At 58.5% G+C, this 11,714-nt stretch carries 5 protein-coding genes; 4 read left to right on the top strand and 1 reads right to left on the bottom strand.

What is annotated here, in order from left to right; genetic code table 11:
* Window positions 1–67 precede the first annotated feature (67 nt).
* Both P6U30_RS37220 and P6U30_RS37215 read left to right on the top strand, forming a co-directional pair.
* Window positions 68–4,951 (top strand): heparin lyase I family protein, encoded by a 4,884-nt coding sequence (locus P6U30_RS37220; RefSeq protein ID WP_407170744.1) that lies wholly within the window; start codon window positions 68–70, stop codon window positions 4,949–4,951.
* A 100-nt stretch (window positions 4,952–5,051) separates the two neighbouring features.
* Window positions 5,052–6,803, top strand: coding sequence for a caspase family protein (locus P6U30_RS37215; RefSeq protein ID WP_407170743.1), 1,752 nt, complete (start codon window positions 5,052–5,054; stop codon window positions 6,801–6,803).
* A 5-nt stretch (window positions 6,804–6,808) separates the two neighbouring features.
* On the opposite strand, the gene P6U30_RS37210 is transcribed toward P6U30_RS37215, so the two are convergent.
* Entirely contained in the window at window positions 6,809–8,239 is a 1,431-nt protein-coding gene (locus P6U30_RS37210) for an HlyD family type I secretion periplasmic adaptor subunit (RefSeq protein ID WP_407152800.1), read from the bottom strand.
* Window positions 8,240–8,489: 250 nt separating this feature from the next.
* Between P6U30_RS37210 and P6U30_RS37205 the strand changes: the two genes are divergently transcribed.
* Window positions 8,490–10,631 (top strand): type I secretion system permease/ATPase, encoded by a 2,142-nt coding sequence (locus P6U30_RS37205; RefSeq protein WP_407170742.1) that lies wholly within the window; start codon window positions 8,490–8,492, stop codon window positions 10,629–10,631.
* A 277-nt stretch (window positions 10,632–10,908) separates the two neighbouring features.
* Window positions 10,909–11,310: an H-NS family nucleoid-associated regulatory protein gene (locus tag P6U30_RS37200; protein WP_407170741.1), complete on the top strand. Its 402-nt coding sequence runs from the start codon at window positions 10,909–10,911 to the stop codon at window positions 11,308–11,310.
* Window positions 11,311–11,714: the final 404 nt, after the last annotated feature.

Genomic DNA, 11,714 nt, shown 5'->3' with positions numbered 1-11,714 from the left:
ATGCACAGTTTTAATTAGTTCGACCACCGCATCAACGCACTTGTGGACCATGAAGGGACGCAATTAAATGGCCGCACAGATTAATTCGCCCGTCATTCTGACGGCATCGCCTGACGATATCGCTGTCGACAGAGATCCAGGCACGAGCTATTCGGACACGCTGACTCTCGTCGGGACCGCCACCCCCAACAGCACGATCACCGTCTACGACGGCAGCACTCAGCTGGGTACGGCAACGACGAACAGCAGCGGCGTTTGGTCATATGAGACGCCGTCGCTGACGGATGGCACGCATAGCTTTACGGCGACGGCGACGCTGGCCGGGACCACGAGCGCAGCGTCCTCCGCGCTTGTCCAGACGGTGACGGGGGCAATCTCCAATTTCTCGCCGTTGACCGATCAATGGTCGGCCCCGATCACGGTCGGCGGCATGCCTTACTACGTCGAAAACGCGAACATCAACGGCAACGCGCCCTGGGCCATCAAGCAAATCGACAGCCACACACTGCGATTCCAACTGCAGCCCAATGATGTCTGGGCCGACAATGACAGCCACCGCAGCGAGATCAGTGGTGGCACCGTCTTCTCTCCGACTTCAACCATCAACCTGTCATATCAGTTTACGGTTCAGCCGGGCTTTAATGACACAAGCAATAACCTGGCGTGGCAGATCCTTGGACAATTTCACGGAGACGACAATAACGCGACCTACCAATCGATACAGGGAGGAAGTCCGCCTTTCGCATTCCATCTGACGGGCGCCAACGGCGTCGGCGAAGGCGACTATCTTGCGATCCAGGCTTTCTATGCGCTTCCCGGGCAAACGTCTTGGACCGCAGCCACGCTGCCGGGCGACCAACTGAATGGCTATTTGTGGGTTTCGCCTACGCCGATCGTTCGTGGTCAGCCCATCGATGTCCAGCTTGAGGCGAACTTCCAGAACAATTCAAATGGATTCCTGGAAGTCTGGATCAATGGCCAGCAGGTTGTCGACTATCACGGCGCGCTCGGATACGGCGGCGGCGTCTATTGGAAGGAAGGCATCTACGAAGGCTGGTCCAGCAATCAACCGATCACCGTCGATTATTCAAACACTGTCATCACAACGGCCCCAGGCGCTCCGCTGATCCTCAGCGACGTCGTAAACGGCAACCAGGTGCTGCTGAATGGCACTGCGCAAGCCAACAGCACAGTCACGATCTTTGACGGATCTACAAAGCTGGGCACTGTAGCGACCTCGTCCAACGGCTCGTGGTTCTACGAAACAGGCGCCCTTTCAATCGGCAGCCACAATCTCACTGCGACAGCAACCGACAGTGCCGGCAACACCAGTGCAGCCTCGGCCGCTGCCAGTGCAACGGTCGCTTCCTTTACCGGCCCGATCATCACGAGTGTCGCAACTTCCGCTCCGACCGGCGAGACAGTCGTCGGAACGAAGATCACGTTTACAGTGAAGATGAGTTCGGCCGTGTCGGTGACCGGCACCCCGACCCTGACGCTCAATGACGGTGGCACGGCCGTCTATAGTGGAGGCTCGGGCAGTAATTCTCTGACCTTCACCTATACGGTCGGCGCGAGCGATAACAGCGTAAAGGGTCTCGCAATCACGGGCGCGAATCTGCCCAACGGTGCAGCGATCAACGATGCCAGCGGAAACGCGGCGATTCTAACGGGCGCACTCGTTCAATTCCCCGGCGTGACTATCAACGCGCAACCAGTCAGCACCCCTGTCTTCGGTGATCCAGTAGACAATGGGAATGGCACCTTCACATTTACTGGGACCGCAGGTGCCAACACGACCGTTTATTTTTCGACGTCGTATGGCACCGCTTTGGGTAGCGCAAAAGTCGACGCATCCGGCCACTGGACATTTACCACGCCGACCTTCGCTCCCAACACGTGGAACAGCATTCAGGCCTACGACGTCAATGCGCTCGGCGACGTGAGCGCAATTGGCCATGAGAACGGCGTCGGTTTCGGCAATTCTTCGAACACGCCACCGTCTCCGACCATCACGGGAAATGCCCTGGTCAACAACGCCGTCACGCTCTATGGCACCGTTGCCGCCGGTTTCTCGATTACGACCGTGAGTATCTTTGACGGCACCACGCAGCTCGGTACCGCAACAGTCAACAGCGACAACACATGGTCTTTCACGACCAAGGCGCTTGCCAATGGCGTCCATAGCTTGTCTGCCAAGGCTACAAGTTCCTCGGGTACCAGTGCCATCTCAGTTCCCGATCCGATTTCCATTGGAGCTCTGCCAACGGCCGGTGCTCCTGCACCCTCCGCGGTCGCATCTCTGGTGGCCTCAGGTAGCGGCATCACAGCAGGGGCGGGCGACCTCGGCGTGGGAAGCGTCGTAACTTTGACTGTGAACCTGAGCACGGCGGCTACCGTGAGCGGGGGCACGCCAACCTTGGCGCTCAACGATGGCGGCGTCGCGACTTACATTGGCGGTTCGGGCACCAACGCGTTGACCTTCAGCTACACGGTGGCAGCCGGTCAAAACACCTCCGATCTGGCGGTGACGGCGGTCAATCTCAGTTCGGCATCCGTAAAAGACGGTAATGGCAACGCCGTCGACCTGAGTGGCGCTGTAACAAATCCCGCCGGGACCCTGCAGATCGACACGACCGCCCCGACAGTCAGCTCACTTGCGGCGTCAGGCAAGGGCATAACGGCGGGAAGCGGCACCATTGGCACCGGCACGGTCGTGACGCTGACGATGACGATGAGCGAGGCTGTGACGGTCGCAGGCGGCACACCGACGCTGACGCTGAACAATGGCGGCACGGCTACCTATAGCGGCGGCTCGGGCTCGAATGCGCTGACTTTCAGCTACACTGTCGCAGCAGGTCAGGACACCTCCGACCTGGCAGTAACGGCACTCAACCTGAATTCAGCGTCCATCAAGGATGGCGCTGGCAATGCCGCCAACTTGGCCGGCGCGGTAGCGAATCCCACCGGGACACTCCAGATCGACACCACAGCACCAGCCGTCGCGTCCGTTGTGACATCTGGCAGCGGGATCACAGCAGGAAGCGGCCTTCTCGGGGTCGGCAGCGTCGTGACGCTGACGATCAATCTGAGCGAAGTAGTGACCGTCTCCGGAGGCACGCCCACGCTGACGCTCAACGATGGCGGTACGGCTACCTATAGCGGTGGATCTGGCACAAAGGCGTTGACCTTCAGCTACACAGTAGGCGCTGGTCAGAGCACCGCCGACCTGGCGGTGACAGCACTCAATCTCAATTCTGCAACCGTCAAGGACAGCGCCGGCAACGCTGCCAACCTTGTCAATGCCGTAACGAATCCCGCCGGCACCTTGCAGATCGAGACCACGCCGCCGCTGATCACGTCGGTGGCGTCGGCAGCGTCCGCGAACAGCGTCGTTTTGACTCTGTCGTTCGATGAAGCCGTGACAGTGACCGGCACCCCCACGCTGATCCTCAGCAACGGTGGTACCGCGACATACGCCGGCGGTTCGGGCACGACCGCGCTGAAGTTCAAATACGTGACGACTAATCCCGCCACTTCGCTCGTCATCACCCAAGTAAACCTGGCGAACGGCGCCTCGATTCGTGATGCCGCGGGAAATGCGGCTAGCTTGACCGGCAATTTCCTTGCGAATCCGGGAGTGCCGCCACCTGCGTCATCGGGCTCGCAGAGCGACACCACGCCGCCGACCGTTTCGTCGGTCGTTGCCTCCGGAAACGGTATTACGGCCGGCTCGGGCACGCTCTCGGTTGGCAGCACGGTTACTCTAACCGTAAACCTGAGCGAGGCGGTGACGGTTGCCGGGGGCACACCGACACTGACCCTGAACGACGGCGGCACCGCGACCTACACCGGCGGCTCAGGCAGCAAGGCGCTGACTTTCTCCTACACGGTGGCAGCGGGTCAGAATACGTCCGACCTGGCGGTAACCCGCGTCAACCTGAACTCGGCAACGGTGAAAGACGGCGCCGGCAATTCGGCAAACCTTGGCGGGGCAGTGACCAATCCCTTGGGCACGCTGAAGATCGACACCACGGTGCATCTGACACAAGTCGGCAATAGCTATTATCTCGATAACAGCGCCGGCTCCGGGCCATCTCTGAAGCTCGACGGATCCGACTATCAGTTTAGCTGGTTTGCCCCCATTGCAGCCGTGCGGACCGCGACAGGCTATGAAGTGGCCCTTAAGGAAAATGGGCAGAGCCAGTACATGATCTGCACCACCGACGCCAACGGCAATTGGACGGCAAATCTCACGCCGATAGTCTCGGGATGGAGTTCGACGCTGCAGCCATATGAGGGCGTCTTCCACGCCGATCTGAATGGCGATGGGGTCATTGCCCTGTCCGGCACCGGGACCACGGTCCGCTCCGGCTCCTTGGTCATCGGCAATGGCGCGTCAGTGGAAATTACCGGAGCCTATTCGGGATCGATTAGCTTCGCAGGCGCTACCGGCACCCTCATTATTGACAACTCGGCCAAGTTCTCCGGCTCGTTTTCCGGCTCCCTGGCTTCCGGCGATCGTATCGACCTGACCGACATCACCGCCGGTGCCAGCGCGTCGCTGAGCTATGCAGGCAACAGTTCTGGTGGAACACTGACCGTCAGCGATGGAACGCATACGGCGAAGCTTGGTGTGGTTGGCAACTACTCGCTCGCCAATTTCACGGCATCGAGTGACGGGAAGGGTGGGACCATCATCGTTGATCCACCGGTCGCCGACCAATCTTCTGTTCGCCCATCTCCGTCAGCGGCATCAGATACATGGTTAGCTTCGATTGATCAGCGTCTGGCGCTGTGGTCTCAACAGATCGCGTCGGCCTTCCCGAGCTCCGGGATTGACAGCGGCGGACGGTCGACAATCGGCGTGGGTGATGTCGGCGCCCATAGCATTCAGCCGTTGGCAAGGCCACTCGTCGGCCAGACGACTCAGCACTCGCTCGGATCGTGATCGACACAGTGGGGAGGCGCAAACGGCCAAGATAATCTGCTGCCTCCTCACCACTCTGATCTACATCTCCTGTGCAAGCGCTTCTTCAACCGAGAAGCGCTTGGCGCTCGTGATCGGCAATGCAAACTATCATGCTCAAAGGCTCGCGACTTCGACGAGTGACGCTGACCTTGTTGCCCACGGCTTGCAGTCCGTTGGATTCCAAGTAACCCTTGCCCGAGACCTCGGCACCGGCCAACTGAAGAAGACATTTCTCGACTTTATCGAGAGAGCTTCAGAGGCGGGACCGGAAACTTGGATCGGCGTGTACTTCACCGGCTTTGCGCTGCAATTCGGCGGCGACAACTACCTGTTGCCAGTCGACACGAATGCGGAGATTGCCGCGGGGACGGACCTGCCACTGTTCGGAGTGCAGCTCTCTGGGATCGCCCGTGCGTTTTCGACTCTCCGTGCCAGGGGTACGTTCATCATCCTCGACGCGGCGCGCCGAAATCCGTTTTTGATCGCGGGACAGCCGCCCGCCAGCGGGCTCGCCTGGTTCACGACCTGGCCGGATGTTCTTATAGCATACAATGCATCCCCGGGGACCGTCTCGCCGGATGTCGAGGACAAGGATCATTACGGGTCTTATGCCTCGGCTATCACAGAGATGATGCGCGATGGCAATTCTGACCTCGTAGACATCTTTGCGCGTGTACGCATCGGCGTCAACGAAGCCACACGCGGCACGCTGGTGCCGTGGCACACTTCCGGCCTCAAGTCGCCGGCTATCCTTGGGTCAGCCGCTGCGGCAGGCAATGGGGAAGCGGGGCATACCGCACCAATATCGAGCCTTCCCACGCAACAAGCCTACGTTGCCGCACTTCGGCGCGACACCCTGGATTCCTATGCAGACTACCTGGCAGACCATTGGAAGGAGCCAGAAGCGAAGCGCATACGTGCGCTGTTGGCTGTCAGACGCGAGGCGGTTATCTGGCAACTGACTTGCTCCGCCGGTACGCCGGACGCGTTCTGGTCGTATCTCGAGTTTTTTCCCGAAGGACCGCATTCCAGGGAAGCTCGCAGCAGCCTTGCGAGGCTCAACGCATCCGTTTCGCCCCCGACTGCATTCAAGAGGATGGAATACCAGGTTCCTTCACCACTCCCGGACGAAGCAGCGTACGTTGACCGACCCGTCATCGCATTTGATGATCCATCGTTCGGATTTGAGGCGTTGATGCCAACATCTCATGATAGTGCGAGAGACTCTTCGGCACGGTCGGCACCGACAGCGGACTCAGCGCGGCCCGTCGAGCATGCATCCACGCCACCAACTGCTTCAGCCGAGAGCGCGTCCTGGTCGAGCTTACCCTTCACTCCTCTGCCGTTCTCGTCGTCAAGCCTGACGTCAGGCGAGCTCGCCAACAAGCGCGCAGTCGTTCCACCGATTGTAGCGGCGCCGTCCGCGTATTCGGATCCAGTTCAGGCTTCCAACCGATCAACGATCGGATCGTCAGGCCGACTTCCCGATTGGGCAACGCTTGGAGCCTCACCGCTGGCAGCGAGCAAGATGACAGATCCTCTCTTTACGGGATCCCTGGCGCGGGGAGTGTCGGGCAAATCCAGAACGGCAAATCCGAGAACGGATGCGAACGTTACTGTAACCGCTCCAAATCTGGATAAACCAAAGACGCCTGCGGCGGCGAGGCCAAGTCTCCTCGTCGCGCCTCCCACGGCCGCATCCGCTTCGAGGGGCAGGCCTAAGCCCCATCATGCGGTTGCGTCGCCACCCATCCAACAAATTCGATCCACGCCCGCACTTGGCCTTCACTCGTCCCCGCCGGAGATCCAGGTGTCCCCCTCAATCCGCTAAAAGCCTCAACGCTCGCGCATCGTCTCTTGCTTGTATTTCATCAGCGGCGACAACAAGTAACTGATCATGCGGCGCGATCCTGTCTTGATCTCGGCTGTCACTGCCATGCCTGGTGACAGGCTCACCACCTTACCGTCCACCTGAAGCTGCGGATGGGCGACAGAGATCCGCGCCACATAGTTCATTTCCTCGCCCTTTGGCTCGCTCGTAGCTGTCATAGATCCTGTGCCCGATCTGTCGGCCGTCTTTTCGCCAGGAACCTCGCGAGCAACCGAGTCGGACGAGACGCTCAACACCTTTCCGTGCAGAAGGCCGTATCTGGTGAAATCAAATGTATCGACTTTGATCTCGACTTGGTCACCTGCATGAATAAAGCCGATATCCCGATTGTTGACCGAGGCCTCGATCTCCAATTGATCATCAAGCGGCACGATCACCATGAGCGGCTGCGCGGGAGTAACCACCCCGCCAATCGTGTGGACCGCCAATTGCTGAACCGTACCGGACACCGGGGCAGTCAGGAGCTGAAACTTGGCACGCTGTTCAGCCTTGGAAAGATCGGCCGCAAAGCCTGCGGCCTTTCTCTCGGCTTCAGCGAGCTCGCCTAACAACGTTCTCCGAAACTCGGCTTTGGTCTGCGAACGAGTCTCGATAATCGTTGCTATCGCCGCTTGCATCTCCTTGGCATGGCTCTTTTGAACCAAGCGCTCCTGCTGGCTCTCGGTGAGCTGTTGCAATACCTCGAAATACTGCAACCTCGAGCCAAATTCATTGAGGGTCTTGCGGATGTTGACGCGCTCCTCGATGGTCGGGATGACCGCGTCGAGCTTGTCGACGGTTGCCGAGATTGTTGCCAACGCGGCTTCCTTCTGCGCTCTCTGTCCGTCCAGCGATGCGATCTTGGCCCGATATTCGGAAACCTGCGCGATCAAGAATTGCCGTTGCATGGCCACCAAATCCGGATTGGCGCCCTCCGGCGGACGGAATGCGCCAACTGGGTCGTCGGTGTCGGCGAGCGCAGCTTTCAGACGCGCGATATCGAGCTGGGCCGACTGCAAGTCGCTCTGCAGATGATTGACTTCGCCTTCGTTGATGGTGGGATCGAGTTCGATCAAGCTCTGACCGGCGTTGACGAACTCACCTTCTGAAACCCTGATTGCACGGACCACTCCCGTCTCGAACGGCTGAACCACCTTGCTGCGGCCGGTCGGAATGACCCTTCCGGTGGCAGTCGCAACGATATCCACACGCCCGAAACTCGCCCAGGCAAGGCCCACGACGAACAGTGCGACAATGGTCGCTCCGATAGCGCGCCCGAGCGGGGAGGGAGGGGTCTCAACGATTTCCAGGGCGGCCGGCAAAAATGCGAGTTCGTCCGCCGACCGCTGTTTGGAAGCGAGCGGAAACGGTACGATTTTTGATGCCGACTTAATCATTCCCGAGCCCCTCATAGTATTGCCCACTTTTTAGGCAATCTCCTGATCATAGTCCGCAGCATACTGCTATTAATTATTTTCATTCGGACCATAATTAATGGCCGAGACTGAATTATCCTTTGTGATTGCGGATATTTTTTGAAGGACCCACACCAAATCGTCGCCCTAATGTGGGCTATAAGTTTACCAACACGAAATACGATGATCGCAACGCGCCCGGCGTCGGCGCGCCTGACCGATGGGGCAAATGATGACTGCGCATTCGGATACACCCGGACCAAACGATCCGGGCCTCATAGCCCTTGTGATGCTACTGCGTTTTCACGGCCTCAGCGCGGACCCTGCCCAAATCCGCCATCACTCTGGCATGGCGCAAATTGGCACTGCCGAAATGGTGCGCTGCGCGCGTGAATTTGGGCTGAAGGCGCGCGAAATCAAGAGCGATTGGGCCCGTTTGCTCAAAACACCCCTGCCAGCGATCGCCGCGCTCAAGGACGGCGGATTTCTTCTCCTTGGCAAAGTCGGCGACGACAAAGCCGTCGCTCAGTCAGCGAAGACCCCTCGTCCGGAATTGATGAGCAGGGCAGATCTCGAGGCGATCTGGGATGGCCGGCTCGTTCTGATGACCAAGCGCGTCAATCTGACCGAGTTGACACGGCAGTTTGACCTGTCGTGGTTTCTTGGCGCTATCCGCAAATATCGGAACCAATTGCTCGAAGTGTTGGCTGCATCATTTTTTCTGCAGCTTCTCGGACTGGTATCGCCGCTGTTCTTTCAGGCGATCATCGACAAAGTACTGGTGCACCGGAGCCTCAGCACACTCGATGTGCTCGCCATCGGATTGATCGGGATAGCCGTATTCGAGACTATCCTCAGCATTCTGCGAACATATCTCTTCTCCCACGCAACCAACCGCATCGACGTCGAACTTGGCGCAAGGCTCTTCCAACATCTGCTTGCATTGCCGACGGCGTATTTCCAAGTGCGGCGGGTAGGGGATTCGGTCGCGCGCGTTCGCGAACTCGAGAACATCCGCAATTTTCTCACCAGCTCCGCATTGACCCTGGTCATCGACCTTTTCTTCACTTTTGTCTTCCTCGGAGTGATGATTTTCTATTCACCACTACTGACCGGAATAGCTCTTGCAGGATTTCCTTTCTATATCGCGATCTCTGCCGGAGCCACGCCGAGATTCCGCCAGCTTCTCGACGAGAAATTCAAGCGCGGCGCCGAGAACCAGGCCTTTCTTGTTGAGTGCGTGAACGGGGTCGACACTTTGAAGGCAATGGCGGTCGAGCCACAGATGCAAAGGCGCTGGGAGGAGCAACTTGCCGGATACGTAGCAGCGAGCTTTAGAGTTCTGCGACTGGGCAACAACGCCAGCAACAGCGTTCAGCTCGTGAACAAGCTCGTGATGGCCGGCATTCTATATTTTGGAGCCAAGCTGGTTATTTCCGGAGAAATGTCAGTCGGCCAACTTGTCGCATTTAACATGCTGGCAAGCCGGGTGAGCCAACCAGTGCTGCGTCTTGTCCAAATATGGCAGGATTTTCATCAAGCCCGAATTTCGGTTGATCGTCTTGGCGACATCCTGAACACTCCTCCGGAGCCCAGATTCAATCCAGCTCGCACGGCACTGCCAACCATTCGAGGCGACGTGACGTTCGAACGCGTAGTTTTTCGATACCGAGCGGACGGACCTGAGGTTCTGCACAATGTCAGCTTCAACGTCTCGGCAGGTCAGGTCATCGGCATTGTGGGCCCCTCCGGTTCGGGCAAGAGCACGGTCGCGAAACTGATCCAACGCCTGTTCATTCCCGAGAGTGGACGTGTGCTGATCGATGGTGTCGATCTGTCGATGGTTGATACATCCTGGTTACGCAGGCAGGTCGGTGCCGTTTTGCAGGAGAACGTCCTGTTCAACCAGTCCGTGCGTGACAATATCGCGCTCCCGGATCCGAGCATGCCGATCGAGCGCGTGGTTGAGGCTGCAAAGCTTGCTGGAGCGCACGAATTCATCCTGGAGCTTCCGGAAGGCTACGATACCGTCGTCGGCGAGCGGGGGGCTAGCCTATCCGGCGGGCAGCGTCAGCGAATAGCCATTGCTCGAGCACTCGTGACAAATCCGCGCATCCTGATCTTCGACGAGGCGACGAGCGCTCTCGACTACGAAAGTGAACGTATCATTCAGGACAATATGCGGCGCATTGCGCAGGGGCGAACAGTCTTCATCATCGCCCACCGCCTTTCCACGGTGCGCAGAAGCAATAGGATATTCACTATTGACCGCGGCCACCTGGTGGAAGACGGCACCCACGACGAACTGATCAACAGCGGGGGTCGATACGCAGCACTTCACCGAATGCAGGCCGACATCCAAGAGGTGCTGTAGCAGCTGCTACAACTTGTGGGGACCTTTGGACGGTTCCTTGCAGGAACGCTTGAAATATTGCATTACTGTGCAGGCTGGATCGCAACTGCCTATCGAACGTTCCTTGGCACAGCCAGTTTTTGCCTGCCCGTTCGACTTGCCGTAGAATACGGTAGGGTTCGCAACCTGAGCCACGATTCCCGGGACCAGAAGGACTCCGAGATCTCTGCCGAGACCCTTAGACTGGCAACGCCGCCTTCTCTATAATCCCGCGAATCAAAGATCGAGACCCACGTAAATGACCCAGAAGCTGAATTTCGACAGTATGTCAGTCGATGAAATGTGGCAGCTACACGAAGAAATCGGTCGGATTCTATCTGCGCGGCTAACGACAGAGAAGCGAGAGCTGGAAAAGCGCCTCGCCCAGCTCCGCCGCGAGGACGATGTGAGACAGGCGATCGGCATTAGTCCGCAAACGGCGCCCGCGGTGCGTCAACGCCGCAAATATCCCCAGGTACTACCTAAATACCGCAATCCCAAAGCGCCGTCCGAAACGTGGTCTGGGCGAGGGAAGCAACCGCGCTGGCTGGTTGCCGCGCTTAAAACCGGTCGTACGATCGAGGAATTTGCGATTGGCAAGTCCGAACCGAAGCGAAAGGGAGGCGAGCGCCACGCAAGAGGGCACGCGTCCCGTGCCTAGTCGTTGAACGGAAATTGGCGCACCTTCAAGCTCGGGACGTCATCACACCTTCAAACCGCGTCCGTTCAGGAGGCTAACCCGAGCGGCCCGGCGTAGGTTGCTGCAGCTATCTGGGCGTAGGTACCGGGCAGCGCGTGTTCGTCCCCATGCGAGGATCGTTGCACTCTATTGCAGTGTCTTGATCCCATCATCGTTCGATGGTGGCTGGCGCTGCGGCCAAATCGCGCGCCCGCACTCCGCCATTTTAACCTGCTGCCTTAACCGGACCAATTCGGAATACATGCTCGCAAGTTCGTGACTGTCGGTCCAGTTGGAAACAGCACGTCGATCTGTAACGGATAACCTGCCCATGAAGTCTCCTTAATCACCTGACAAATATAGGCTTCAGTAATTTTTCGCGTTTT

Source organism: Bradyrhizobium sp. ORS 111, assembly GCF_045571485.1.
In the GTDB taxonomy this organism is placed as follows: domain Bacteria; phylum Pseudomonadota; class Alphaproteobacteria; order Rhizobiales; family Xanthobacteraceae; genus Bradyrhizobium.
Note: the sequence above shows the minus strand (reverse complement) of the source record. Positions and strands in the feature narration are given on the sequence as shown.